A 25,740-nucleotide genomic window follows, 5' to 3' on the forward strand; every position below is an offset into this window, starting at 1 on the left:
GGGGTCGACGTGCGGGTCCTGGTCCGGGTCGGCGGCCGCGTCACGGCCGCGGTCACGGCCTCGCTCGTCGTGCTCATCGCCATCAGCCTCGCGCTGATCCGGCTCCTGGGAGTCGCCTGAGGCGAGCGAGCGAATTGGCCAGGCAAATAGGTACGTCGACCCTGCCATCAGACGCAGTCGCGACCAACCGAGGCAGCGCAGGCGCCTGATGCCAAACACCCTCGGAAAGGCGTCGCTCTCTCGCCTCGATGGTCTGCGGCTCCGTTTCGCGGATATTGACCTGCTATCGCTTCAACAAGCGCCGCCTGCGAATGTCCGCTTCGAAGACGCGGTTTGGACCGGCTGGATGGCGGGCAATGGGCGCAAGGCGGAACGTCCGCTTGCGGGCGGCGAGCCAATCTCCGCAAACCACCCCATCCGGACCTTGGGCGGCACCGACTCAAAAGTCCGCTTGGGGTCGGGAGGTCGTGCGCCGTTGGACGGCTCTGCGCCACTTCCGGACTTTCGGTCAACGCCAACGGAAGGGCCGCTCGTGTCCCGAGAGCTGCCGTTGGTAGGGAATAGTCGGGCCTGGTGGCCGGCACCATCCTAGGGTGGCCCATTAAGCGCGAGAGGGTGCCCTCTGGAAGATGCCTGGCACTCAGCGTTCGCAAGTGAGGGTGCCTTCAGGCGCCGAGGAGCCCTTCTGCTCACGACCTCACTCGGGCCTTCAGCCTTTAGACGCTCCATCTCTTGGCTGCGATGGAAGCACCCTGGCGCCGCCTTCATCGACGGACTGCGTCCGCAGGTAAGCGATGATATCCGCCCGGTCGAGCGCGTCCGGAACCCCGCGGAACCCCATGCTCGTGCCTGGCGCCATCTTCGCCGGGGCGGCCAGCCAGGCGTCCATCCTGTCCGGTGTCCAAACGCCGCCTATCGACCGGAGCGACCCGGTGTAGCCGAAGCGCTTGCTGTTGCTGGCGACAGGCTTGCCAAGCACGTCACAGAAACCCGGACCGTTGCGGTCGCCGGCCCCCATCCTGACCGTGTGACAGGCGGCGCACTGGCCGAACAAGCGGTCAACCCCGTTCGGCATCGGCCACTCGCATGAAGTCGTCGAAGCTCGGGTTTTCACCCAGGGAACGCCGCCGCTCCTGGCCATCATCCGAGCAGCCCGTGAGAAGGAAGGCGAGCGTCAGCAGGGAGAGGCGCCGGCCAGGCGGGTGTTGACGAACGAGCCTCGCTACGTGTTCGGACATGTACGCGTGCACCGTGGCGATTGCGGGCGGTGATTGTAGGGCCAGCCCGGTGTCGATGCTTCGACGCGTCGCGTCCGAGGGGGGATCAACGACCAGACCGTAAATCAGCCGCCACGGAAGCGGTCAGGGATGGCGGACGGGCAACAGCTTGCCGCGCAGCAACAGGCCCGACGTCCTGAGCGCGATCCAGCCGATGATGAGGTTGGCTGCGGCGAACAGCGGTACGGCGAGTGACGCACTCGGTCCTTCCAGTCCACGTTCCGTCAGGCGCAGCGCGGCGAGCGGAAGTGCCGAGACGCCGAACGTGTAAGCCCAGGCCGCCGGCGAGAACGGTTGCTTGCGCAGCCAAGGCACCAGCCGCGCCATGACCAGGGCATGCAGCAGGGCGTAGCCGAAGAGGATCTGGGCCAGCCGGTCGGGAGGCCCGTCCGTGACCGCCAGGTAGGCGACGCAGGCCACCGCGGGCGGAGCCAGGTGCAGTCCGAGCGAGGCGCGCAGCGGCACGGGAAGGGTCTGCAGGATCAGCCTGTGAATGATGACAGATTCCAGCGTCAGCCACGACAGGAGACCGGCGCCGAAGAAGAGTAGACCGAGCTCCTTCATGCCGAAGGCGGCGCAGGTGATGGCCGCCACGAAGCCACCGCCGACCGTTGGCATGTAGAGGATCGGCGTCGTCGCCTCGAAGGCGCGGTCGCCCATCCAGAGACCTCCCACGCCCCAGACGGCGAAGAGGGTCACTCCGACAAGCCCTGCCACGGCCGTCACCCATGCGGCACCCGGCCAGTGCGGTGCGAGGCCGACGCTGGCGATCATGGTGGCCACCGGCGCCAACGAGACGAAAAACGAGGACGTCGGGTCGCGCGCCTCGAAAAGAACCGTGTCCCGGTCGTTCAGCCATCGGGCGGCGTAGAGGGCCAGCCACGCCGCCCAGACCGCTACGCCGATGAGGGAGAGCGCCTCGCCGATCCAGGGAGGCGCCAGCCCGAGGCGCGCGGCGGCGCGCCAGCCGTTGCCGAGGCCGCAAAGCCCCAGGACCATTCCGAAGAAGGTTGCCGGAACCCGTGTTCGTGGCAGCCAGGCGAACGGGCGCCGAGGTCTGGCCGGACGTTCCCGGTTGCCGGATGCGCTCGCCCAGTGAGCCACGTCAGACGACCGTGGAGATCGCGCCGGGAGGATGCGCCAGGAGCGTCGCGAGCAGGCTCAGACCGTAACGCAAGGTCTCGGCGTCGGGAGCCGCACCCAAGGAAACGCGGATGGCCTCCGGCGCCGGCCCCACCGCGAAGGCATCGCTCAGGATGACCGACAGCCCGAGCTGACGTGCATGCGCCCCGAACTCGCCGCGGCGCCAGGGCTTCGGAAGCCGGAGCCAGAGGTGGTGCCCGCAGGAATGCGCGCGGACGTCGAGACCCTGTAAGGTCTCGCGCGCGACCGCCTGCCGGAGACCGTTCTCCTGCCGAATGGCCGCGACGACCGCGTCGAGCTCGCCTTCCGCGGCCCACTGCGAGGCGAGCGCGGCCGTCAGCGGCGAGGCCATCATGTTGATCGCCCGCAGCTCCGCGGCGAGCCGGACCGCCTCGTTGGTCCCCGGGACCGCGACATAGGCGATGCGCAGGCCCGGGCTGACGCACTTGGATAGGGTCGCGATGTGCCAGGTGATGTCCCCGGCAAGAGAAGCGATGGGAGCGGGAGGATCGGGCGGCAGCGCGCCGTAGGCGTCGTCCTCGATTATCGCGACCCCGTGCGAGCGGGCGACCTCGGCGATGCGCTCACGACGCGCCCTCGGCAGCGTCGCCGTCGTGGGATTGTCGAGCGTCGGTACCACGTACAGGGCGCGCGGGCGCTCGGCCTTGCAGCTTTCCACGAACGCATCCGGGTCGAGCCCGTCCTCGTCGAGGGCGACCGGAACGAGGCGAACGCTGCGGCGCTCGGCGGCCATGCGCAGACCGGGATAGGTCAGGGCCGGGACGCAGAGCGCGTCGCCCGGCTTGAGGAGGGCGGCGAGCACGGCGGCGAGCACCACCTGGGCGCCGCCCGCCACGAGGACGCGCTGCACCGGAAGCGGCCCGAGCCGCTGGCCGAGCCACTGCGCCGCCGCCGTCCGGTCAGCCATGTTCCCGGCGCTGTCCTGGTACTGCATCCGGTCGAGGAAGCCCGGCGAACCGGCAAGCCGCGACAGGCCTGCCTCCATACGCTCTGCCAGACGCGCCGCGACCGGTTGGGGCGGCATGTTCATGCTGAAGTCGACGCTTCCGGACGGGTCCGGCCTTCGCACGTCCGCGGCAGGTGCCGCGGAGCCGCGAACGAAGCTGCCCCTGCCGGCGGCGGCATCGATCAAGCCAGTCCTGCGCGCCTCGTTGAAGGCACGCGTGACCGTGGTGAGGTCGACGTTGAGGTGCTTGGCCAGGGCGCGCTGCGGCGGCAGACGCACGCCCGGCGGCAGTCGTCCGGCGCGGATGTCCTCGGCCAGCGCCTTGACGATGGCCAGGTACTTCGGACCTGCGTCGCCTGCGATTGTCGGGCTCCAGGATTCCATCATTGACCCCTGTTCTCGCATTGGTGTATGCATACAACCATCATGCAGGCAAGGCGAGACGCGGCTTTGTCTGAGCAAGTGCCTTCGAAGAAGTCAGCTTCGCCCACGAATGTATGGATATCTATGCCATACATTCGGAGCGCGCAAGGCGTACCTCCATGCCGCCGGACACGGCGAGCGGTTCAGGAACGTGGACGATGCAAAGGACGGCCGATCAATCCCTGATGTCGGTGGGCCTGCGGTGCCGCTGCCCGCGCTGCGGCGAGGGACACTTGTTCGACGGGTTCATCGCGCTGAAGCCGCGCTGCGAGGCGTGCGGCCTCGACTACGGCTTCGCCGACCCCGCGGACGGGCCCGCCTTCTTCATCATGATGACGATGGCCTTCCCGGTGACCGCCTTCGGGATCTGGCTGGAGCTCGCCTACGACCCGCCGCTTTGGATCCACGCGGTCGTGACGCTGCCGCTGCTCCTCCTGGCCTGCGTGCCGATCATCCGGCCGATGAAGGGCTCTTCATCGCCAGCCAGTACATCCACAAGGCCGAGGAGGGCCGCTTCGCGGTCCCTAAGGCGCCTGGCGTCCGCTCCGCGACCAGGGATTGACCGCGCTTCTGACCGGCGCGGGTCCAGACGGATGCGCCCCTGCGGCATGACCCGCCCCCGGCCTGCCCTTGACGGGAAACGTTTGGCTAGGCGGCTTGCCGCAGGATCTCGGCTCGAAGTGCTTCGGGCCGCGGGGTACCCGAGAACGGCCGGTTGCCAACGGCGACTGCGGGAACGGCGCGGATGCCCATCTCTCGCGCCTCGCGCAGCGCCGCATCGTGGCGCTCCCCGTGGAGCGGCGATGCCAGCACTCCATCAAGGCCGGAGGGGTCAAGACCAAGATCTTGCAGGATCGCCTTGAGCACCTCGGTGTCGCCGATGTCGCTGTCCTGCTGGAAGAAAGCACGTAGGACCGCAACGACGTAAGCATCGGCCTGGCCGTGCTCGGCGGCGTACTGAAGCCCGAGGAACGCCTTGCGGGTGTATGGTTGCGGCGAGATGGTCGGCAGGCGGATGGCGATGCCCATCCGCTCGGCGGCTGGGTAGACGCCCTGCTTCCACGCCGTAGGCAGATACTCGTCCTCTGGCCGCAGCGTCGGAGTTGGGTAGGGACGCAACTCGAACGGCATCCAGACAACGTCAACCTCGAGCCCCTCGGTAGCGGCTCGGATGACCTGCTCCCCCGACGAGGCTACGGCTGAAGAATCGCGTCCAATCTGCACGTGATGCAAGGACGCGCCATGCCTACGCCGAACTCCATCTCTGTCGAGAAGCTCGTTCGTCTGGTCGGTACCGCCGGCTGCCCCGTCGTTGTCGACGTCCGAGCGGACAACGCCTTCCGCGACGACCGGCGGCTGGTCCCCGGCAGCGTCCGACGCGCCGTCGCCGACATCGGGCGCTGGTCCGCGGACCTCATCGGCCGCAGCGCGGTCCTCGTCTGCCGTCACGGGCATGACCTCAGCTACGGCGCCGCCGCCTACCTGCGCCAGGCCGGTGTGTCGGCCGAGACCCTGGAAGGCGGCTTCGACGCCTGGGAGGCCGCCGGCCTGCCATTAGTGCCGGCTGACAAGCCGCGCATCCGCGACGAGCAGGGCCGCACCGTCTGGGTGACACGCGGCCGGCCTGAGGTTGATTGCAGCGCCTGCCCTTGGCTGATCCGCCGCTTCGTCGATCCCAACGCCGTCTTCCTGTTCGTGCCGTCCACTGAGATCTTGGGAGTGGCTGAGCGCTTCCATGCGGTCCCTTTCGACATCGACGTGACCGGCGTGTTCTGGAGCGACTGCGAGGAACTCTGCACCTTCTGGAGCCATCGGGGCGAACTCTGCACCTTCGACGTCATGATCGAGGAGCTCGGCCTCGCCACGCCGCCCCTGCTGCACCTCGCGACCCTGGTACGCGGGGCCGACACCGCGCGGCCGGACCTAGCGCCGGAGGTGGCCGGACTACTCGCGGCCTCGCTGGGCCTGTCGCGCATCTACGCGGACGACCTCGCCCAGCTCGACGCCGGGATGCTCCTCTACGATGCCTTCTACCGCTGGTGCCGGGACGCCACGGAGGAGACCCACAATTGGCCGACCAACAAGCGCAAGGAGAGAGCCTGACCATGGCCGCGACCGCACGCATCCAGACCGTGCCTGAGCCCGGTGTGGTTGCTCCGGAAGCGCCGCTGCCCGTAACCCTGGCCGAGGTCGTGCCGGTCAGGGCGCGCATCGCGGCGCTCTCGTTCGGCGGCCCTGCGGGTCAGATCGCGGTGATGCATCGCATCTTGGTCGAGGAGAAGCGCTGGATCTCCGAGAACCGCTTCCTGCATGCTCTGAACTTCTGCACCCTGTTGCCGGGCCCGGAGGCGCCGCAGCTCGCGACCTATGTCGGCTGGCTGATGCACGGCACCCGCGGCGGGCTCGTCGCGGGTGGCCTGTTCGTCCTGCCGGGCGTCGTCGCCATCATGGCGCTGAGCTGGATCTACGCGCTCTACGGCAACGTCGGCTACGTCGCCGGCCTGTTCTTCGGGCTGAAAGGCGGCGGTGCTCGCCATCGTGCTCCAGGCGGTGATCCGCATCGGCAAGCGGGCGCTCAAGGGCCCCGTCATGCTCGCACTCGCGGCGGCCTCCTTCGCGGGCATCTTCTTCCTCGCCGTGCCCTTCCCGCTGATCGTGCCCTGGCGGGGCTGGTGTGATGGGCGCCGGGCGCCTCCCCGCGGTGGTCGCACTCCTCACCGTGGCGGCGGGTTCGGCGCTGGCCGGTGAGGCGTTCCGCCACCTGACCGCCGCCGAGATCCGGGCGCGCCTCGTCGGAAAGGAGGTCACCGACGACGTGCACTGGGCCTACCGCTTCGAGCCGGGCGGCCGCCTGCATGTCGTGTCGCTCGGGCGGGCCCGCACCGCGAAATGGCGGCTCGACGGGGACGGGCTCTGCCTGGAGGTCGACACCTGCGTCCAGGTCTGGATGGCCGGCAACCGCGTCGAGTTTCGGCGCGGCGACAGCACCCTGCCCGACGAGGGCGTGCTTCAGGCGCCGGCACGACGGCCCTGAGGACCACGAAACCGTGAGGAGGAGACGACCATGCGCCGCTTGCTTCCATCTATCGCCGCACTGGGCGCCCTCGCGACCGGCTCGTCGGCCGCGGAGCCCTGGCAGGACGCCATCGCCACGGGGCTTGGAAAGCCCGGCATGGCGATGCCGGGTGGGGTCTACCGCGTCGGCCTGCCCCGGACCGACCTGAGGGTCACCCTCGACGGGGTGCAGCTGAAGCCGTCCCTCGCCTTGGGCTCCTCTCCGGCCATGAGCCATCTCCCACCAGATCTCCCGTTGAGGGATGATCTGCGCGCTTTATTCTTGAGCCAATTAAGCCCCCATCGCGAGGGCCTGCCGCTATAGTGAAGGGGCAGGCGCCGATCCGGTAGTCGGGTGTGAACTTTTTTCGGAACGCGACTCGATTGTGATCCCAGCGAGGAGGTCACCGCTGAGGGTGAGACCCAGCTCTTCCGCGGACACGCAAGCTGGGCTGTAGATTCATGGTTTGTTCGAGAAGGGGGGTGGGCGGCCTAGAACGGGCCGCCCTGTCTTGGTTTGGGTGCGGGCAAGCCGGGTTGCGAAAGGCGAGATCCGGTCGCCGACGAACCTCGCCCGCCGTTACAGCGACACTTCACGCGCTGACGTCCTCAGGAGCACCCGGTCGTCGATCCGCAGGTGTCGCACTTGAGGCAAGTCCCGTTGCGCACGAGCGTGAAGTTCGCGCATTCCGGGCAGGCCTCGCCGACATAGCCCTTCATCTTGGCCTCGGCGCGCCGGTCGGCGACGCTGCGCTCCGGCTTCGCCTCGGGCTTGGCGAAGGGCAGCGTGTCGACGAGCGTCTCCGTGCGTCCCGCCTCGCTCGGCTCCGCCTTCAGCGCGGTCGCGCCGCGCATCGCGTGGACCACGCTGCCCGCCGGCGCCGTCTGGCCGGACTGGCCGCCGCCGACTCCGAGGGTGGCGCCGGCCGGGCCGCCCTGGATCAGGGTGAGCCGGTCGGCCGAGCCGCGCAGCAGGCCGCGGGAGACGACGCTCGCGGCGACCGGCCCGGGCTTGTCGTCGCGCCGGTCCTGGCCGACGCCGCCGCCGAGCACGGTGTTGCCGATCTCGGACGGGTCGACATGGGCGAGGTCCATGCGGGCGAGATAGGAGATCGCGAGCTCGCGGAACACGTAGTCGAGGATCGAGGTCGCGTTCTTGATCGCGTCGTTGCCCTGCACGAAGCCCGCCGGCTCGAAACGCGTGAAGGTGAAGGCCTCGACGTACTCCTCCAGCGGCACGCCGTATTGGAGGCCGAGCGAGATCGCGATGGCGAAGTTGTTCATCAGGCTGCGGAAGGCGGCGCCCTCCTTGTGCATGTCGATGAAGATCTCGCCGAGGCGCCCATCGTCGTACTCGCCGGTGCGCAGGTAGACCTTGTGGCCGCCGACGACCGCCTTCTGGGTGTAGCCCTTGCGGCGGTGGGGCAGCTTCTCGCGGGAGCGGATGCGCTCGACGCGCTCGATCACCCGCTCGACGATCTTCTCCGCCACCTGCGCCGCCTTGGCGGCGGCCGGCGCCTGCATGATCGCCTCGACCGCCTCCTCCGCCTCGTCGCCCTCCTCGGCGATGAGCGCCGCGTTCAGGGGCTGCGAGAGCTTCGAGCCGTCGCGGTAGAGGGCGTTGGCCTTGAGCGCCAGCGTCCAGGAGAGCTTGTAGGCCTCCTTGCAATCCTCGACAGTGGCGTCGTTCGGCATGTTGATCGTCTTGGAGATCGCCCCCGAGATGAAGGGCTGCGCCGCCGCCATCATGCGGATGTGGCTCTCGACCGAGAGGTAGCGCTTGCCGATGCGCCCGCAGGGATTGGCGCAGTCGAACACCGCGTAGTGCTTGGCAGCGAGATGCGGCGCGCCCTCGAGCGTCATGGCCCCGCAGACATGGGTGTTGGCGGCCTCGATGTCCTTCTTCGAGAAGCCGAGGAAGGGCAGCAGCTCGAAGGTCGGGTCGGCGAGCCTCTCCGCCGGCACCTTCAGGGCATCGCGCAGGAAGTCGTCCCCGAGCGTCCAGCGGTTGAACACGAACTTGATGTCGAAGGCCGACTTCAGGCCCGCCTCGACCGCGGCGATCTTCTCGTCCGAGAAGCCCCTGGCGCGGAGCGAGCCGGGGTTGATGGCGGGTGCCTGGCCCATCGAGCCGTGGCCGACCGCGTAGGCCTCGATCTCGCCGATCTCGGATTCGCGGTAGCCGAGCGCGCGCAGCGCGTCGGGCACGGCCCGGTTGATGATCTTGAAGTAGCCGCCGCCCGCGAGCTTCTTGAACTTCACCAGCGCGAAGTCGGGCTCGATTCCGGTCGTGTCGCAATCCATCACGAGGCCGATCGTGCCGGTCGGCGCGATCACGGTCGCCTGCGCGTTGCGGTAGCCGTGCTCCTCGCCGAGTTCGAGCGCCCGGTCCCACACGGCCTTGGCGCGCTCCGCGATGTCGGCTTGCGGCACGTTGGCGTGGTCGAGCGGCACGGGATCGATGCTGAGGAACTCGTAGCCCTCGGCCTCACCGTGCGCGGCGCGGCGATGGTTGCGGATCACCCGCAGCATCGCGTCCGCGTTCTCGCCATATTCCGGGAAGGTGCCGAGCTCCGCCGCCATCTCGGCGGAGGTCGCGTAGGCCGTGCCCGTCATGATCGCGCTGAGCGCGCCGGCGAGCGCGCGGCCCTCCGCCGAATCGTAGGGCAGGCCCATGGTCATCAGGAGGCCGCCGATATTGGCGTAGCCGAGGCCGAGCGTCCGGTAGCGGTAGGACAGCTCGGCGATCTCCTTCGAGGGGAACTGCGCCATCATCACCGAGATCTCGAGCACCACCGTCCAGAGGCGGTTCAGGTGCTCGAAGGCGGCGACGTCGAAGTGCTTGGCCTCACGGTCGTACATCGTCAGCAGGTTCGCCGAGGCGAGATTGCAGGCGGTGTCGTCGAGGAACATGTACTCGGAGCACGGGTTCGAGGCCCGGATCCGCCCGCCCGCCGGGCAGGTGTGCCAGTCGTTCATCGTGGTGTTGAAGTGGAGTCCCGGGTCGGCCGAGGCCCAGGCCGCCTCGCCGATCCGCTCCCAGAGGTCGCGGGCCTTGAGCGTCTTCGTCACCTTGCCGGTGGTGCGGGCGGTGAGATTCCAGTCGCCGTCGGATTCCACGGCGCGCAGGAAGTCGTCGGTCAGCGAGACCGAGTTGTTCGAGTTCTGGCCCGAGACCGTGAGGTAGGCCTCCGAGTCCCAGTCGGTGTCGTAGATCGGGAACTCGATCCTGGTGAAGCCCTGCCGGGCGAACTGCATGACGCGCTTGATGTAGGCATCCGGCACCATCGCCCTGCGGGCGGCCTTCACCTCGCGCTTGAGAGCCGGGTTGCGCTCGGGGTCGAAGCAGGCATCCCCTTCCGCCTCGCACTGGGTGCAGGCCCGCATCACGGCCTGCAGGTGCTTCGAGACCACTTTGGAGCCCGTCACCAGCGCGGCGACCTTCTGCTCCTCCTTCACCTTCCAGTCGATGTACTGCTCGATATCGGGGTGGTCGATGTCGACGATCACCATCTTGGCCGCGCGCCGCGTCGTGCCGCCGGACTTGATGGCGCCGGCCGCGCGGTCGCCGATGCGCAGGAAGCTCATCAGGCCCGAGGACTTGCCGCCGCCGCCGAGCTTCTCGTTCTCGCCGCGCAGCATCGAGAAGTTCGAGCCGGTGCCCGAGCCGTACTTGAACAGGCGCGCCTCGCGGACCCACAGGTCCATGATGCCGCCCTCGTTGACGAGGTCGTCCTGCACCGACTGGATGAAGCAGGCATGCGGCTGCGGATGCTCGTAGGCGCTCGACGACCGCGTCAGCTCGCCCGTCCTCCAGTCGCAGTAATAGTGGCCCTGGCCCGGCCCATCGATGCCGTAGGCCCAGTGCAGGCCGGTGTTGAACCATTGCGGGGAGTTCGGCGCCACCATCTGCTGGGCCAGCATGAAGCGCAGCTCGTCGAGGAAGGCGCTCGCGTCCTCCTCGGACGAGAAGTAGCCGCCCTTCCAGCCCCAGTAGGTCCAGCAGCCGGCGAGGCGGTCGAAGACCTGGGTCGCCGAGATCTCGGAGCCGGTGCGCTCGTCCTCGGGCATCTCAGCGAGGGCCGCCTCGTCGGCCACCGAGCGCCACAGGAAGCTCGGGACGTCGTTCTCCTCGACCGTCCTGAGGCGCGCCGGCACGCCGGCCTTGCGGAAGTACTTCTGCGCCAGCACGTCGGCGGCGACCTGGCTCCAGCTCTCGGGCACGCTGATGCCCTCCAGCCGGAACACCACCGAGCCGTCGGGGTTGCGGATCTCGCTCAGGGCCTTGCGGAAGGGGATCGCCGCGTAGGGCGACTGGCCGGCCGTGGTGTAGCGCCGCTCGAACCGCATGAAACACACCTCTCCCGACGAGACGCGAGGTCTCGGCCTGCGACGCCGCGCAGGACGTATGCCCGATCACTGGGTGCCGACTCCGGCCGCATCATCGATGCGCTCCAGGCCGCAGAACATGACGATGACGCTTTCGACAGGGGCCCGAACCGCAGGGGCGGCCGCTCTCGAACCGTGACTCGAACATTAATGCCCGGTCCGTCGTCACGTCAATAACTGGTGTCCGGCGCGGGCGTTCCGCGCTAGATGTTGTGTTGGCGAACCAAAAGTTGTGGATATGTCCGGCACGCCGCTAAGTGCGCATGGGGCCGACGGGAATCCGCGCGGAAAATTTTTGCATCCACAGCGCGAGGCAGGGGGGCGCCGCCCCGGCCGGCCGCGAGGCCGCGAAACCGGGCCGGCGTGCCGGAAAAGCGACACCTGCGGTCGCCCCGCGACCCCAGATCCGGCTGGACTTGCCGGCATCGCGTCATCATAAACGCTCGCGCGCCGGGACCCGGATACGGCCTCGCGCGGACGAGACGAGAGGAAGCCGATGGCTCTCAAGGACACGCTGCTGCGTATCTTCACGTGGTGGAACGGGCAGACGATGTCGCTCGCCGTCTACACCGCGCGCAGCGGCCAGTTCGTCGGCAGCGACGAGTTCGGCAACAAGTACTACCGGGCGCAGGGGCCGCTGATCGATGCCTCCGTGGGGCCTGAGCGGCGCTGGGTGATCTACAACGGCTACGCCGACGCATCGAAGGTGCCGCCCGGCTGGCGCGGCTGGCTGTGCCACGCCGCCAACCTCGCCCCGAGCGAGGAGAGCTACACGCCGCGCGAGTGGCAGAAGCCCCATGTCGAGAACCTGACGGGCACCGAGGCCGCCTACCGGCCGAAGGGCTCGCAGCTCTCCTGGGGGCAGCGGCCGGCCGCGACCGGCGACTACGTGCCCTGGACGCCGGGGGAGTGAGGCGGGGCTGGCGCAAGCGTCGCCGCTCGCCCTTTTTCCACCACCGTTCGGGTATTGAAGGCCGGATGCGCCCGTTGCCCGCGCGCCGTCCATTCGAGAGGGGCGAGCCTTGAGCCGCATCACCGCACGAGTCTCGCGCGCCGCGCTCGGCCTTGCCGCGCTGAGCCTGTGCGCGCTTCCGGCCGCCGCCGACAAGATCAAGAACCCGACCGCCGTCTTCTCCGGCCTCGACAAGATCACCGGCCGCATCGTCTCCTTCGAGGTGTCGGTGGACGAGACCGTGCAGTTCGGCGCCCTGCAGCTCACCCCGCGCGTCTGCTACACCCGCCCGCCCACCGAGAGCGCCAAGACCACCGCCTTCCTCGAGGTCGACGAGGTGACGCTCGACAACAAGTACCGGCGCATCTTCACGGGCTGGATGTTCGCCGCGAGCCCCGGGTTGCACGCCATCGAGCACCCGATCTACGACGTCTGGCTCGTCGATTGTAAGGGCGGCACCGACATCACGGTGGAGGCCAAGGAGCAGGAGGACGTGCCCGCCATGGCCTCCAAGTCCGAGAAGCCGAAGCGCGGCGGGCGCGACCGCGACGCGACCCGCACCGCCCAGCAGGTGAACTCGGCGGGCCAGGTCGATGTCGAGGCGCCGCGCGGCGTCCCCGTCCAGCCCCGGCAGAAGCCCTCGCGGAAATTCTTCCCGTCGAATGAGGGACCGGCGCCGGCCCCTGCGCCGCAGCAGCCGCAATCGATCTTCGACGCGATCTTCCGGTAGGGCAGCCTCCGCCCGGGCGGAACGTCAGGCGCCGAGCGCCGCCAGGGCCTCAGCTCCGCTCAGGGAAGGGGGCGAGGCGTCCCACTCGGCGTGCCCCGCGAGCGCCTCTGCGAGGCGCCGCTTGTAGACGTGCCTCGGCAATTCCTCGGCCCCGAACTGCGACAGGTGCTCGGTGACGAACTGCGTGTCGGCAAGCCGGTAGCCGCCTCGGCGCAGGCGGGCCATGAGGTGAACGAGCGCGACCTTCGAGGCGTCGCGCACCTCGTGGAACATGCTCTCCCCGAAGAACGCGGACCCGAGCGAGACGCCGTAGAGCCCGCCTACGAGGCGGCGCGAGCCTCCCGCATAGACCTCGATCGTGTGGACGTAGCCCCGGTCGAACAGGGCGCCGTAGAGCTCGCGGATGCGCGCGTTGATCCAGGTGCGCTCGCTGTCGCGGCGCGGGGCGGCGCAGCCCGAGATGATGCCGTCGAAATCGGTGTCGGTTCGGATCTCGAACGCGTCAGAGCGAACGGTGCGGGCGAGCCGCCTCGGCACCCGGAAGCCGTCGAGGGGCAGCACGCCGCGGGCGCGCGGCTCGACCCAGTACAGGGTCGGATCGCTCGCATCCTCCGCCATCGGGAAGATGCCCGCGGCATAGGCCTTCAGCAGGATCTCGGGGGTGATCTCTACGCGGGTGCCGTCGTGCATGACGGAAAGTCTGGCGCGGCGGACGCCGGAAGACCAGTGCCCTGCGCGCAGGAAAACGGCGGGACCGAAGTCCCGCCGTCGACGGACGCGGTCGGAGGAGAGGCTCAGAAAAGGGCCGGCCCGCCGGTGGTATTGCCGAGGTTCGGCACTGAGCGCTGCGTCTGCTCGGCATTGCCGCCCTTGGCCGAGCTCTCGAACACGGCCTCGCGGTTCGGCGCGTAGGCCGGAGCGCCGATCAAGCGGGCATCGTAGGAGACGACCGGCGTGCCGAGATAGCCATCGAAGCGCTGCAGCGGCTGGGCGAGGGCTGCGCCGGCGCCGAGCGTGGTGGCGAGGAGGGCGATGGTCAGAATGCGCATGATGGGCTTTCGGTCCTGTCTCGAGAGTCGACCGGGCGTCGGCGGAATGGACTGCGCCGTCCGCCCGAGTTGAGAGGAGAAGCTTTTTGCACTGCACCCGTTCCGGCCCTCACTGAGCCGGCAATCTGTCGCGTTCGGCGCCCTTGCAATCCTGCGCAGCTGACAGGCCGCGTGCGATCGGGCCGGATCGCCGGAACACGACAACCTACGAGCGAACATTCGGTCCGATTGCCGTTGAGAGGCTCAGATGCCAGCCCGAAATCAGGTGAGGATCGCGTGTGGCATCGCACGCAGCGCGGTCGTCGTGGCGGACCTGGAACGAAGAAGGCCGGCTCCGTGGGGAGCCGGCCTTCTGAGCAGGGGACCGGTGGGTCGAGGTCAGCGAGCGGTGCCGCCCGCGGTCATGCCGGTCTGCGGCACGGCTCGGGAGGGCCGGCCGACATCGTCGGCATCCTGAGCGAGCGCAGAAGAGGCGGCCGGCAGGCCGCCGGCGAGGATGAGCGTCACGGCGCGTAGGATAAATATCCTAGTCTCGTTCACGCTGCGGCGGCGACGGGCAAGCTCGGCGGCGGTTCCCTTGCGCCCCGTTCTCCCGCGGCCAGCGGGCCGGCGCGAGGCCGCTTCAGGCCTCCAGGCCTCCCTCGGCCAGGAAGCCCTCGAGCCAGTGGATGTCGTAGAGGCCGTTCTGGACGTCGGCATTGCGCACCAGCGTGCGGAACAGCGGCAGGGTCGTGTCGACCCCGTCGACGACGAACTCGTCCAGCGCCCGGCGCAGGCGCATCAGGCACTCGTTGCGGGTGCGGCCGTGCACGATCAGCTTGCCGATCAGCGAGTCGTAGTTCGGCGGGATGCGATAGCCCTGGAAGGCCGCGGAATCGACCCGCACGCCCAATCCCCCCGGCGGATGATAATAGGTGATGAGCCCGGGGGAGGGACGGAAGGTGGCGGGGTGCTCGGCATTGATCCGGCACTCGATGGCGTGGCCCTCGACCCGGATATCGTCCTGCGCCACCGAGAGCGGCCCGCCCGCGGCGACCCGGATCTGCTCGTTCACGAGGTCGATCCCGGTGATCATCTCGGTGACCGGATGTTCCACCTGGATGCGGGTGTTCATCTCGATGAAGTAGAACTGCCCGTCCTCGTACAGGAACTCGATCGTGCCGGCGCCGAGATAGCCGAGCTCCTGCATGGCCTTGGCACAGGTGCCGCCGATCGCGGCGCGCATCTCGGCGTTGAGCGCGGGCGAGCCGCCTTCCTCCCAGACCTTCTGATGGCGGCGCTGCAGCGAGCAGTCGCGCTCGGCGAGGTGCACCGCGCCGCCGCGCCCGTCGCCGAGGACCTGCACCTCGATGTGGCGCGGCTTCTCCAAGTATTTCTCGAGATAGACCGCGTCGTCCCCGAAGGCGGCCTTCGCCTCGGAGCGCGCCATGCCGATGGCCTGCTCCAGATCGGCCTCGGTGCGGGCAACCTTCATCCCGCGCCCGCCGCCACCGGACGCCGCCTTCACGAGCACGGGATAGCCAATCTCGGCCGCCACGCGCTTGGCCGCGTCCGCGTCCTCGACGCCGCCCTCGGAGCCCGGCACGCAGGGGATGCCGAGGCGCTTGGCGGTGCGCTTCGCCTCGATCTTGTCGCCCATCACCCGGATATGCTCGGCCTTCGGGCCGATGAACCCGATGTCGTGGTGGGCGAGCACCTCGGCGAAGCGCGCATTCTCCGAGAGGAAGCCGTAGCCGGGATGGACGGCATCCGCGCCCGTGATCTCGCAGGCCGCGATGATCGACGGGATGTTGAGGTAGCTGTCGCGGGCCGCGGGCGGACCGATGCAGACGCTCTCGTCGGCGAGCCGCACGTGCATGGCGTCGGCGTCGGCGGTCGAGTGCACCGCCACCGTGGCGATCCCGAGTTCCTTGGCAGCCCGCAGGATGCGCAGCGCGATCTCGCCGCGGTTGGCGATCAGGATCTTGTCGAACATGGCCGGCCGCCTACTCGATCACCAGCAGGGGCTCGCCGAACTCCACCGGCTGGCCGTCCTCTATGAAGATGGCGGTCACCGTTCCAGCGCGGGGGGCGACGATCTCGTTGAAGGTCTTCATGGCCTCGACGAGGAGCAGCTTCTCGCCGGCCGCCACCTGCGAGCCGATCTCGACGAACACCTTGGCCTCGGGGGAGGGGCGGCGATAGGCGGTGCCGACCATCGGCGAGAGCACGGCGCCGGGGTGGCTCGCGCCGGTCTTGCCCCGCTCGGCCCCCGGGCCGGGCGACGCGGCCGCGGCGGCCGGAGCCGCCACGGCCGTCGCCGGCGGGGGCGCGGCGACCTGCAGGCTCACCGGCTCCAGGCGGCGCACGACGCGGATGCGCAGGTCGCCCTTCTCGACCTCGATCTCGGTCAGGCCGGTCTCGGTGACGAGGTTGGCGAGTTCGCGCACGAGCTCGGGATCGATGGAATCGTGCTTGGGCATCGGCTCTAGTCTTCGGAGGCGGAGATCGGGGTGCGGGAGGCCATCAGATGCGCCAGCGCATCGAGGCCGAGGCGGTAGCTCCGCGGGCCGAATCCGGAGATGACGCCCGCGCAGACCGGGGCGATCAGGGATACGTGCCGGAAGGCTTCGCGGGCATGGACGTTCGACAGGTGCACCTCGACGGCGAGCGCGCCGCTGCCGCTGATCGCGTCGCGGAGCGCGACCGAGGTGTGGGTGTAGGCGGCCGCGTTGATCAGGATGCCGGCGCCGGCCAGTCCCGCCTCTTGGACGAAGCCCACGAGCTCGCCCTCGTGATTCGTCTGCCGGAATGTCAGGGCGACGTCGAGCGCCTCCGCCTGCACCCGCAGGTCGCATTCGATGGCGGCGAGCGTCGCAGTGCCGTAGATTCCGGGCTCGCGCCGACCCAGGAGGTTCAGGTTCGGCCCGTTGAGGACGTGGATCGGGATCATGGAACCGCGGGGTCAGGCGCCCGCGGCGGACGCGGGCACGGCAGGGGCCGGTCTTAGAGCATTTTCGCTCGAGGTTGCACCGGCTCAGCCCAAGAAAATGCGCGGCGGCCCCGGAAGCGCGGCGCTCAGCAACTCGCGTGGCCGCACTGGCGCACGTCCGAGATCGTCTTGCGGATCGGCTCGACGCCGACGGCGCCCGGGATGATCTCGTCGCCGATGATGAAGGCCGGCGTGCCCGACAGGCCGAGCTTGTCGCCGAGACCCCGGTTCTCGGCGAGCGCCGCCTTCACCTCGGGGCCCTGCGCGTCCTTCTGGAGCTTGGCGGTGTCGAGGCCCATGTCCTTGGCGACCTGGATCGCCTTGGCGCCGTTCACGCGGCCCTTGGATTCGAGCAGCTTCTGGTGAAACTCGAACAGCCTGTCACCCTTGACCTGCTGCTTGACGGCCAGGGCGATCTGGCTGGCTTCCAGCGATTCCGGGCCGAGGACGGGGAAGTCCTTGATGACGACGCGCAGCTTCGAATCGCCCTTGATGAGCGCCTGGACATCGCCGAGCGCCTTGCGGCAATAGCCGCAATTGTAGTCGAAGAACTCGACCATCGTGACGTCGCCGTTCGGGTTGCCGGCCACGACGTCGTGCGGGCTGCTGAGGAGCGCCTCGCGGGACTCCTTGAGGGCGGCGGCCTGGGCGAGACGCTGCGTCTCCAATTGGCGCTTCTCGCCCTCGGCGATGGCCTCCTGCAGCACCTCCGGATTCCTGATCAGGTAATCCTTGATGATCGCCTCGATCCCCTGACGCTGCGCATCCGTGAAGGGCGCGGCTGCCGGCGCCGCTGGCGCCGTCTGCGCGAGGGCGGCCCCGCTGCCGAGCGCAAGGGCGAGGGCCAGGATCGAGATGGTACGGGAGAGGGGCATACGTCCTCGCGGATCGCGGCGGCCGGGAGCGGCCGCTGCGCTTGAAGGGTCGGTAGCCGCCGGGTTAGGCGTTTTCGCGGCGCCCGGTCAAATCGCGCGCGATCGCGTGAGTCCGTGCCGGCCCGAGTTGAGACCCGAGGGGGCAGGGGTTAACAGGGGCGCCTCGATCCGTCCCATCCGATCCCGCCGCTGCCGCGCGCCCGCGGCCGACCCGCGAAGCCCCGATGCCGATCGCCGTATCACGCCGTGCCGAAGCCGTCGCGCCCTTCCTGGCCATGGACGTGATGACGGCGGCCGCCGCCCGCGAGCGGAGCGGTGCGGGCGTGGTGCACATGGAGGTCGGTCAGCCTTCGGCGTCCGCGCCGCGCGTCGTGATCGAGGCGGCGCGCCGGGCCCTCGACGCCGGACGCGTCCCCTACACGGAGGCGCTGGGCCTGCCCGCCTTGCGCGAGCGCATCGCGCGCCATTACCGCGACCGCTACGGCGTTTCCCTGCCGCCGGAGCGGGTCGTGGTGACGACCGGCTCCTCGGCCGGCTTCATCCTGGCCTTCATGAGCCTGTTCGATGCGGGCGCCCGCGTCGCGGTGCCACAGCCCGGCTATCCGGCCTACCGCAGCATCCTGGCGGCGCTCGACCTCGTGCCGGCCCCGATGGTCCTGCGCGACGAGGATCGCTACGCACCGACCGCGCGATCCCTGCGCGCGGCGCACGCCGCGCAGCCGCTCTCCGGCGTGCTGGTGATGAGCCCGGCCAACCCCTCGGGCACCGTGATCACGCCGGATCGCCTCGCCGGCCTCTGCGCGGCCGCCAGCGGCCTCGGCCTGCCGTTCGTCTCGGACGAGATCTATCACGGGCTCGCCTACGGCGTGCCGACCGCGACCGCGCTCCAGTTCGACCCGGACGCGATCGTGATCAACTCGTTCTCGAAGTACCATTGCATGACGGGCTGGCGCATCGGCTGGATGGTGGTGCCGGGGAACCTCGTCCGCGCGATCGAGCGGCTTGCCCAGAACCTCTACATCTCGGCGCCGTACCTCTCGCAGGTGGCGGCGCTGGCGGCCTTCGAGGCCGGTGAGGAACTCGATGCCGTCCGCGACGGCTACGCGCGCAACCGCGCCATCCTGCTCGACGCCTTCCCGGGCCTCGGCCTCGGCCGCGTGCACCCGGCCGACGGCGCCTTCTACCTCTACGCGGACGTCGCCGGTCTCACGAACGACGCCGCCGCCTTCTGCCGCCGCATGCTCGACGAGGCGGGCGTCGCCGCGACGCCCGGCCTCGACTTCGACCCGCAGGAGGGCGGACACCATGTCCGCTTCTCCTTCGCCGGGTCGGAGGCCGATTGCCTGGAGGCCGTGGCGCGCCTGCGCGGCTGGCTGAGGCGGTAGCGCCGTCTCGTCAGGCCGCCCGGGCCGCCGCCCGCGCCGCTTCGGCGGCGACAGCGGCCTCGGCGAGCTTCGCCTCGAACTCCCGGAAGTTCTGCGCCGCGGAATCCCAGTTGGCGGCGCGCACGTCTGCGGTCATCCCGCCGGCGTGACCGCGGGCGGCGTCGAGGGCGCGCTGCACGGCAGGCGGCAGGGGCATGTCCTGACCGATGCAGGTTGCCGCTGTCTCGTCCGCGGGCTTCAGCCCGACTAGGACCGAGGCGAGGCGGCGCCGCCAGGCCGCGCAATCGGCCGGAAGCCGGGCGAGGCGCACGCCCACGTCGTCCTGGCTATCACCGCTCAGCATGCGCCGGCTCATGTCCTCGAGATCGACGAGGCGGCCGATCGCGTCCGCGATCTCGCCGCGCGACTTCTCGGTCCCGGTCGCGATGCGGGTGACGTTCGAGGAGATCTCGCTGGTGGCGAGGATCTGCTGCTCCATCACCTCGGCCATGGCGCGCATCTCGGCGGCGGCGGAAGCCACCGAGGCGCTCTCGGCCTCCACCCGCGCATTGGCGCGGGCCATCACGTCGGAGCCCGCCGCGACCGCGGCGCGGCTCTGATCGACCGCCGACTGCATGGCGGAGAGCTCGTTCTGAAGCGTGGACAGGCGCGCGCGGATCTCCTCGGTCGCCTTGGCGGTCTGCGCCGAGAGCGCCTTCACCTCGCCCGCAACCACCGCGAAGCCGCGCCCCGCCTCTCCGGCCCGAGCAGCCTCGATGGTCGCATTCAGCGCCAGAAGGTTGGTCTGCGCCGAGATCGCCGCGATAGCGGTCGCCATCTCCTCGATCCGGCGCGCGGCGGAGGCGAAACCGTCGAGGCAACCGCCGATCTCGGCCGTGCGGGCCTCGATGAGCTGCATCCGCTCGCCCGCCTGGCGCATGTCATGGGCGCACTCGACGATGCCGGCGCGCGCGCGCTCGGCCGTCTCGGCGGAGGTCTGGGAGCGGGCCGCGATCTCGGTCGTCGAGGCGGCGACCTCCTCGCTCGCGGCCGCGATCAGGCGCGCCTGATCGGCAACCTGGGCGGCGTCGTGGGTGATCCAGCCGATCGAGGTCCCGGCTTCGGACGCTGCGGCGGACAGGTCCGCTTGGCGGCGAAGCGCGTCGAGATCGATGGCGGGAGCGGAGGATGCCGGCTCGACCAACGCAACGGCGGGGGCGGATGCCGCGGGCGCCAGATCCGGTGCGGCCTGTTCCGCGGGGTCGGATCTGCGGAAGAAAGTCAGCATCGGGGAAGGCATCCTCAGAATCGAATGCCGTATATTGGCCCGCGAATGTTCAAGTGACGGTTAATTACGCGGACAACGATGTGCGCGGGACGCGTCACGCCGGGTCAGAGTCCGGCGCTCAAAGGCTTTCGCAATCAGTGTGTTGCAGCGGATGCTGGCGCCCTGGCGAAACGTCAATGTTTCGCCAGGGTCAGCACGTCGCGATCGAGAATGAGCAGTTCTGCGCCATTCCTGCCGATCGTCGAGCCCGGAACCGTCCGGACCTCAGTCGCCCGTGAGGGCGGCCTTGGTGCGCGACCACCAGCCGGCGCGCTTCGGACGATCGGGATCGGAGGGCGGCGTGAGCACGACAGCCACCGGCTCGGCGGGCGGTGCCGCCGGTTCGGCGACCGGACCATCGCTGCCCGGAGTCGCTGCCGGCTCGCCGGCGTTCCCGGCAACCGGCAGATCCACCGCGGTCTCGGCGGGGCTCTCGCCGGCAGCATCGGCGTGCGGGGCCTCCTCGATTGTCGCGAGCGTCTCGGCGCTCACGGGCTCCTCGGCCGGCAGACTTGCGGCGCTCACGGCTTCGTCGGTCCTGTCCGCCGTCTCGGCGGCATCCCGATCCTCGCGAGCGCGACCCTCGGAGCGGCCGCGGCCACCGCGGCGCCCGCGACGGCGGCGGCGCCCGCCCTCGTCCTCGGAGGCGGGCGGCGCCTCGGCAGCCGCCTCGCCGACGCTCTCGTCGCCGGATGCCTCGTTCGGGATCGCGGCCTCAGCCTCGCCCTCGCCCTCGTCCTCCTGGGTCTCGGCGTCGACGGAATGCTCGTCCTCGCCGCCCTCGGAGCGGCCGCCACGACGGCGGCGGCGGCGACGGCGGCGGCGCTGGCCGTCACCTTCCTCGCGCGCTTCCGCGCGGGCCTCGCCCTCCTCGGGCTCGCCCTCCTCGGCGCCACCCTCGGCAGCGCCCTCGGCGAGTTCCTCCTCCTCGATCTCGTCCTCGACCTCCATCGCGGGCGAGATCGCCACGGCGCGGATGCCCGTCACGGGCCCCTCGGCGCGCTGGGCCGGCTCTCCGCGATCGAGCTGGAAGGCCGTGGTGGCGGCAAGCCGCTCGTCCGCCGCGATCGTCACGCTGACGCCGAAGCGCACCTCGAGCTCGCGCAGGTGCGCTCGCTTCTGGTTGAGGATGTACAGGGCGACCTCGGTCCGGGTGCGCAGCACGAGGTTGTGGGTCGCCGCCTTGAGCAACGCCTCCTCGATCGAGCGCAGGATATGCAGCGCCACCGACGAGGTCGCGCGCACGAAGCCCGAGCCGCCGCAATGGACGCAGGGGATCGACGAGGATTCGAGCACGCCCGTGCGGATGCGCTGGCGGCTCATTTCGAGGAGCCCGAAGGGCGAGATCCGGCCGACCTGGATCCGGGCGCGGTCGTTCTTCAGGCACTCGTTGAGCTTCTTCTCGACGGCGCGGTTGTTGCGCTTCTCCTCCATGTCGATGAAGTCGATCACGATCAGGCCGGCGAGATCCCGCAGGCGAAGCTGGCGCGAGACCTCCTCAGCGGCCTCCAGGTTCGTCTTCAGCGCCGTGTCCTCGATGTCGTGCTCGCGGGTGGCCCGTCCCGAGTTCACATCGATCGAGACCAAGGCCTCGGTCGGGTTGATCACGAGGTAGCCGCCCGACTTCAGCGAGACGTGGGTCGAGAACATCGCGTCGAGCTGCTGCTCGACGCCGTAGCGGGCGAAGATCGGTGTCGGGTCCCGGTAGGGCTTCACGACCTTGGACTGCGTCGGCATCAGCATCCGCATGAAGTCCTTGGCCTCGCGGTAGGCGTCCTCGCCCGAGACCAGAACCTCCTCGAGGTCCTTGTTGTAGAGGTCGCGGATGGCGCGCTTGATCAGCGAGCCCTCCTCGTAGACCAGGGACGGCGCGGTCGAGGACAGGGTCAGCTCGCGCACGCTCTCCCAGAGACGCATGAGATACTCGAAGTCGCGCTTGATCTCGGGCTTGGTGCGGGACGCTCCGGCCGTGCGCAGGATGACGCCCATCCCATCCGGCACCTCGAGGTCCTGCGCCACTTCCTTGAGGCGCTTGCGGTCGGCCGCGCTGGTGATCTTGCGCGAGATGCCGCCGCCGCGGCCGGTGTTCGGCATCAGCACCGAGTAGCGGCCGGCGAGCGACAGGTAGGTGGTGAGCGCCGCGCCCTTGGTGCCGCGCTCTTCCTTGACGACCTGCACGAGGATGATCTGGCGGCGCTTGATCACCTCCTGGATCTTGTAGTGGCGGCGGTAGGTGCGGGGCCGCTCGGGGATCTCGGCCAGGGCATCGCCGTTGCCGCCGACCTGGGCGATCTTCGGCTCCGCGTCGGGATCGTCGCCATCCTCGGAATCCTCGTCCTCGTCGTCGGAATCGTCCTCGTCTTCGTCCGGGTCCTCGTCGTCTTCGGGGGCTTCGACGTCGGGCGGCAGGTCTCGCGCCTCGACGGCAGCCTCTGAGGCGCTCGCCTCGCCGGACGGCCCCTCGGAGGATGCGGCGGGTTCGGCAGCCGGTTCGGGATGCTCCTCGGCGTCGGCCTCGGGCGAGCCCGCGCTCCGCGCCTCGGCAGCCTCTCCGGCCACGGGCATCTCGGGGACCGCTTCCGCGGAACCGGCCTCGAGCGCGGATTCCGGCAGGTCGGCGGAGGCGTCGCCGCCCGGCACGACCGCGAATTCCGCATCCCCATCCGGCGCGCCGGTCTCGGAGCCCTCGGAATCTTCCGTGCTCACGGTCTCGGCGTTGCGGGCCGATGCCGCCTCGGCACGGCGGCCGCGCGAGCGGCGGGACGTGCGGCGGCGCTCCTCGCGCTCGCGGTGCTCCTCGGCGTCGCGCGCCTCGTCCTCGAGCAGCGCCTGCCGGTCGGCGAGGGGGATCTGGTAATAGTCGGGATGGATCTCGTTAAAGGCGAGGAAGCCGTGGCGGTTGCCGCCGTACTCGACGAAGGCCGCCTGGAGCGAGGGCTCCACGCGGGTGACCTTGGCGAGATAGATGTTGCCGCGAAGCTGGCGCCGGTTGGCGGCCTCGAAGTCGAATTCCTCGACCCTAGACCCGTGGACCGTGACGACCCGGGTCTCCTCCGGGTGCATCGCATCGATGAGCATCTTGTTGTTGGCCATGACGAACTTTCGACATGGCGGCCGACGTCGCACACCTCGGGCCTAGCCGTCCCGGCGGAGCCTTTCCCGGCCCGCGGGCCATCCTGGGAAACGCTCTTGGCGGCCTCGTCACCGGGGCCGTGGGGGCTGTTGGGAAGGGATTGCCGTCAACCGCCGCTTGGCGCCGAAGATCGGCGCGCCTGGGGTTGAACCTGGCCAGGGGGAAGGACGAACCGGCGCGACGCGGACCGCGCGCGCTTGCGGCACGAGCAACGGCAACCGATGCTGTGCGTCCGCCCATCCCTTTCCTGACCTCACGAAGACATCTCGACCGGACGGGCCGGCCGCGAATTCCAAAACGGGTGTGGCGAGGACTGTTCCGCCACGCTTTCCGACACCTGCCCGGCCTTGAGAGGCATCCGACGATCGCTGCTGAGAACCGACTGCGACGGCACGCCAGAGATTGAGGGCTCCGGCGCGCCCGCGGGCCGCGAAGTGGACCGACGGGACCGGGAAGGGGTCGCTATCATTACAGATCGTCGCAGGGATTTGGCAAGGGCGACGATCGTGACAGGGCGACGATCGTGACAGGGCGCCTTTCGTGGCGACGATGGCGGTCGCGCCTCCGGGCGCGAGCGAACCCCGCGGCGACGCGGACCGGACAGGCGTGGGGGCCGGGCCCGCGGATTCGGTTCGAACGGGAGGGCCCTGCGGCTCAATCTGCCAACGCGTTCGTGACCGCTCCGCGAGGCGGGATGGGGCGACGCGGCTCCGGCGCGCCGCCGCGGCCGCTCCGTTCCATCGCGCGCCGGCCGATCGAGCCCGTCGTGTCGACGTCGTAGAGGCCCGGCGAAGCCGTGTAGCCGAGGGAGGCTGCGGCACCGCCGGCGCCGCCGAGATCGTGCCGGACCTGCGCCTCGGCCGAGGTGGCCGCGAAGCTCAGGGCGAGTAGAGCCATAGTCGATGTAAGGCGAGTGTTCATGACCAGATCCGTTCGTCCGTGCGCGGTCTCCGTTCGTCTTGCGGGGGCCATGTAGCTCGGGGTCGTGGCTGATCTAGGCAGCGGCGCCAGACGTCGGCGTGCGTTTCGTCACCGGTCCGGATCAAGGTTGGGCCGGCGGGTTGCTTGGCGTCAACTGCCGCCCCGTCCATGCCGGCCTGGGCGGCGAAGGTCGTGATGGCCATCCGATCCTGCCGCGGGTACGGATTCACGCCTCTGCACTGGTACGGAGCCGACATAGGATCTTTCGGCCTCATTAATGCCCTCAAAGGCGGTGCAGCCCTGCGCTCAGGCGTATTGTCGGCGGTCCGCCCGTCAGGCTTGCGGGCCGATTGCCCGCATCCACCCTGACGGCGCGGACCGCCCTGTCCGGCAGTCTCGACCATGAACGCACTCGCCCATGTCCTGGTCTGGTCCGGCGTGCTCGGCTTCATCGGCATGGTCGGCTACGCGTCGAAGGGCGGAGCCGCCTGGATGGTGATCGCGCTGGTCCTGGCCGGGATCGCGCTCCTGATCCGCTGGCGATGATCCGCGGGCCGCAGGATCATGTGCACGAGAGCGTTGTGAGGGGCTTTCGGGCTCGGACCGTCGAGACGGGATATTAATCATTCTCCGGCAAGACTGTCGTGCCTGATCGGGGTTTATTCATGCTCTTGCGCTTTTCCGCGACGAAAACACAGAAGACGCCCCAGCCGATCAATGGTATCGAAGATCTTGTCCTGCGCATCAGGCAGCTGATCCGCCATCGCGGCTACGACCGCGACAAGATCGTCAGCGCGATGCTCAAGCGCTACCTGCCCAGTTCGGGCGGGCCGGGATGGACGGGCGAGACGGCCTTGCGCCAGAGCCTGACCAAGGCGCAGCTCGACCAGAAGTCGATTGATCACCTCGTCGCGAATGTCTCGGGCGAGATCCAGATGGCGCACGAGCGGCTCGCCGGCTGAGACGGCCGGCTCGCTGGTCTCAAGCCTCGATCGGGCTCGATGAGCCCCACGATCAGGCCGAACACGGTCGTCTCGCCGCAGCCGCTCGGGCCGATGATGCCGGCGAAGCCGCGCACGCCGAGGCCGGACCGGCCTTCCCGAGGAATGGCTCGCGGATGGCGCGGACCGGGTCGGACCTCTGGCGCCGTCGCGTGGCCGCCGAT

The 25,740-nt window shown here is 69.7% G+C and carries 23 protein-coding genes and 2 pseudogenes; 10 read left to right on the forward strand and 15 right to left on the reverse strand.

From position 1 onward, the window contains the following. Window positions 1-709 precede the first annotated feature (709 nt). The 3 genes from WDW90_RS18750 to WDW90_RS18760 form a co-directional block, all read right to left on the reverse strand. Window positions 710-1,075: a c-type cytochrome gene (locus WDW90_RS18750; RefSeq protein WP_431311071.1), complete on the reverse strand. Its 366-nt coding sequence runs from the start codon at window positions 1,073-1,075 to the stop codon at window positions 710-712. A 286-nt stretch (window positions 1,076-1,361) separates the two neighbouring features. Continuing rightward, the gene (gene tehA / locus WDW90_RS18755; RefSeq protein ID WP_488803311.1) at window positions 1,362-2,381 is read right to left on the reverse strand and encodes a dicarboxylate transporter/tellurite-resistance protein TehA; all 1,020 of its coding nucleotides are present in this window, start codon (window positions 2,379-2,381) and stop codon (window positions 1,362-1,364) included. 1 nt (window position 2,382) lies between these two features. Then, window positions 2,383-3,774, reverse strand: a complete 1,392-nt coding sequence (locus WDW90_RS18760) for an aminotransferase-like domain-containing protein (RefSeq protein WP_336488954.1) — start codon at window positions 3,772-3,774, stop codon at window positions 2,383-2,385. 194 nt (window positions 3,775-3,968) lie between these two features. Between WDW90_RS18760 and WDW90_RS18765 the strand changes: the two are divergent. Beyond that, window positions 3,969-4,372 (forward strand): annotated as a pseudogene (locus WDW90_RS18765) (DUF983 domain-containing protein). 86 nt (window positions 4,373-4,458) lie between these two features. On the opposite strand, the gene WDW90_RS18770 reads toward WDW90_RS18765, so the two are convergent. Next, complete coding sequence (locus WDW90_RS18770; RefSeq protein ID WP_336489013.1) at window positions 4,459-5,034, reverse strand: DsbA family oxidoreductase; 576 nt, start codon at window positions 5,032-5,034, stop codon at window positions 4,459-4,461. Between the two features lie 18 nt (window positions 5,035-5,052). Here WDW90_RS18770 and WDW90_RS18775 point away from each other — a divergent pair, with 18 nt between their 5' ends. The 4 genes and pseudogenes from WDW90_RS18775 (at window position 5,053) to WDW90_RS18790 (ending at window position 7,189) form a co-directional block, all read left to right on the forward strand. After that, entirely contained in the window at window positions 5,053-5,913 is an 861-nt protein-coding gene (locus WDW90_RS18775; protein WP_336488955.1) for a chromate resistance protein ChrB domain-containing protein, read from the forward strand. A 2-nt stretch (window positions 5,914-5,915) separates the two neighbouring features. After that, a pseudogene (locus WDW90_RS18780) lies at window positions 5,916-6,468 on the forward strand (chromate transporter); the annotation flags it as partial. A gap of 19 nt (window positions 6,469-6,487) precedes the next feature. Continuing rightward, window positions 6,488-6,844 (forward strand): hypothetical protein, encoded by a 357-nt coding sequence (locus WDW90_RS18785; RefSeq protein ID WP_336488956.1) that lies wholly within the window; start codon window positions 6,488-6,490, stop codon window positions 6,842-6,844. A 30-nt stretch (window positions 6,845-6,874) separates the two neighbouring features. Next, entirely contained in the window at window positions 6,875-7,189 is a 315-nt protein-coding gene (locus WDW90_RS18790) for a DUF1259 domain-containing protein (protein WP_431311072.1), read from the forward strand. A 284-nt stretch (window positions 7,190-7,473) separates the two neighbouring features. Here the strand turns inward: WDW90_RS18790 and WDW90_RS18795 are convergent, their stop codons facing one another. After that, window positions 7,474-11,214: a vitamin B12-dependent ribonucleotide reductase gene (locus WDW90_RS18795; protein WP_336488957.1), complete on the reverse strand. Its 3,741-nt coding sequence runs from the start codon at window positions 11,212-11,214 to the stop codon at window positions 7,474-7,476. A gap of 535 nt (window positions 11,215-11,749) precedes the next feature. Here WDW90_RS18795 and WDW90_RS18800 point away from each other — a divergent pair. After that, window positions 11,750-12,166 (forward strand): NADH:ubiquinone oxidoreductase subunit NDUFA12, encoded by a 417-nt coding sequence (locus tag WDW90_RS18800; RefSeq protein WP_336488958.1) that lies wholly within the window; start codon window positions 11,750-11,752, stop codon window positions 12,164-12,166. Between the two features lie 109 nt (window positions 12,167-12,275). Further along, on the forward strand, window positions 12,276-12,935 hold the full coding sequence (locus WDW90_RS18805; RefSeq protein ID WP_336488959.1) for a DUF2155 domain-containing protein: 660 nt from the start codon (window positions 12,276-12,278) through the stop codon (window positions 12,933-12,935). A 24-nt stretch (window positions 12,936-12,959) separates the two neighbouring features. Here WDW90_RS18805 and aat read toward each other — a convergent pair whose 3' ends face one another. The 7 genes from aat to WDW90_RS18840 form a co-directional block, all read right to left on the reverse strand. Further along, on the reverse strand, window positions 12,960-13,625 hold the full coding sequence (aat, locus tag WDW90_RS18810; RefSeq protein WP_336488960.1) for a leucyl/phenylalanyl-tRNA--protein transferase: 666 nt from the start codon (window positions 13,623-13,625) through the stop codon (window positions 12,960-12,962). A gap of 104 nt (window positions 13,626-13,729) precedes the next feature. Further along, window positions 13,730-13,984, reverse strand: coding sequence for a hypothetical protein (locus WDW90_RS18815; RefSeq protein WP_336488961.1), 255 nt, complete (start codon window positions 13,982-13,984; stop codon window positions 13,730-13,732). Window positions 13,985-14,362: 378 nt separating this feature from the next. Next, window positions 14,363-14,524: a hypothetical protein gene (locus tag WDW90_RS18820; RefSeq protein ID WP_336488962.1), complete on the reverse strand. Its 162-nt coding sequence runs from the start codon at window positions 14,522-14,524 to the stop codon at window positions 14,363-14,365. Window positions 14,525-14,606: 82 nt separating this feature from the next. After that, window positions 14,607-15,959, reverse strand: coding sequence for an acetyl-CoA carboxylase biotin carboxylase subunit (accC, locus tag WDW90_RS18825; protein ID WP_336488963.1), 1,353 nt, complete (start codon window positions 15,957-15,959; stop codon window positions 14,607-14,609). A 10-nt stretch (window positions 15,960-15,969) separates the two neighbouring features. Further along, entirely contained in the window at window positions 15,970-16,446 is a 477-nt protein-coding gene (gene accB / locus WDW90_RS18830) for an acetyl-CoA carboxylase biotin carboxyl carrier protein (protein ID WP_336488964.1), read from the reverse strand. Between the two features lie 5 nt (window positions 16,447-16,451). Further along, on the reverse strand, window positions 16,452-16,916 hold the full coding sequence (gene aroQ, locus WDW90_RS18835) for a type II 3-dehydroquinate dehydratase (protein WP_336488965.1): 465 nt from the start codon (window positions 16,914-16,916) through the stop codon (window positions 16,452-16,454). A 125-nt stretch (window positions 16,917-17,041) separates the two neighbouring features. Further along, window positions 17,042-17,830 carry a DsbA family protein gene (locus WDW90_RS18840; protein WP_336488966.1) on the reverse strand — a complete coding sequence of 263 codons (789 nt, stop codon included), beginning with the start codon at window positions 17,828-17,830 and terminating at the stop codon, window positions 17,042-17,044. A gap of 224 nt (window positions 17,831-18,054) precedes the next feature. Between WDW90_RS18840 and WDW90_RS18845 the strand changes: the two genes are divergently transcribed. Further along, the gene (locus tag WDW90_RS18845) at window positions 18,055-19,215 is read left to right on the forward strand and encodes a pyridoxal phosphate-dependent aminotransferase (protein ID WP_336488967.1); all 1,161 of its coding nucleotides are present in this window, start codon (window positions 18,055-18,057) and stop codon (window positions 19,213-19,215) included. A 10-nt stretch (window positions 19,216-19,225) separates the two neighbouring features. Here the strand turns inward: WDW90_RS18845 and WDW90_RS18850 are convergent, their stop codons facing one another. The 3 genes from WDW90_RS18850 to WDW90_RS18860 all read right to left on the reverse strand — a co-directional run bounded on the left by WDW90_RS18850 (window position 19,226) and on the right by WDW90_RS18860 (window position 24,575). Beyond that, a complete protein-coding gene (locus WDW90_RS18850) occupies window positions 19,226-20,482 on the reverse strand; it encodes a methyl-accepting chemotaxis protein (RefSeq protein WP_336488968.1) in 1,257 nt (418 codons plus the stop codon). Window positions 20,483-20,746: 264 nt separating this feature from the next. Next, complete coding sequence (locus WDW90_RS18855; protein ID WP_336488969.1) at window positions 20,747-23,614, reverse strand: Rne/Rng family ribonuclease; 2,868 nt, start codon at window positions 23,612-23,614, stop codon at window positions 20,747-20,749. A 694-nt stretch (window positions 23,615-24,308) separates the two neighbouring features. Further along, window positions 24,309-24,575 (reverse strand): hypothetical protein, encoded by a 267-nt coding sequence (locus WDW90_RS18860; RefSeq protein WP_336488970.1) that lies wholly within the window; start codon window positions 24,573-24,575, stop codon window positions 24,309-24,311. 402 nt (window positions 24,576-24,977) lie between these two features. Between WDW90_RS18860 and WDW90_RS18865 the strand changes: the two genes are divergently transcribed. After that, complete coding sequence (locus tag WDW90_RS18865; protein ID WP_336488972.1) at window positions 24,978-25,121, forward strand: hypothetical protein; 144 nt, start codon at window positions 24,978-24,980, stop codon at window positions 25,119-25,121. Between the two features lie 119 nt (window positions 25,122-25,240). Then, on the forward strand, window positions 25,241-25,537 hold the full coding sequence (locus tag WDW90_RS18870; RefSeq protein WP_336488974.1) for a hypothetical protein: 297 nt from the start codon (window positions 25,241-25,243) through the stop codon (window positions 25,535-25,537). Window positions 25,538-25,740 lie beyond the last annotated feature (203 nt).

Source organism: Methylobacterium nigriterrae, assembly GCF_037106235.1.
In the GTDB taxonomy this organism is placed as follows: Bacteria; Pseudomonadota; Alphaproteobacteria; order Rhizobiales; family Beijerinckiaceae; genus Methylobacterium; species Methylobacterium nigriterrae.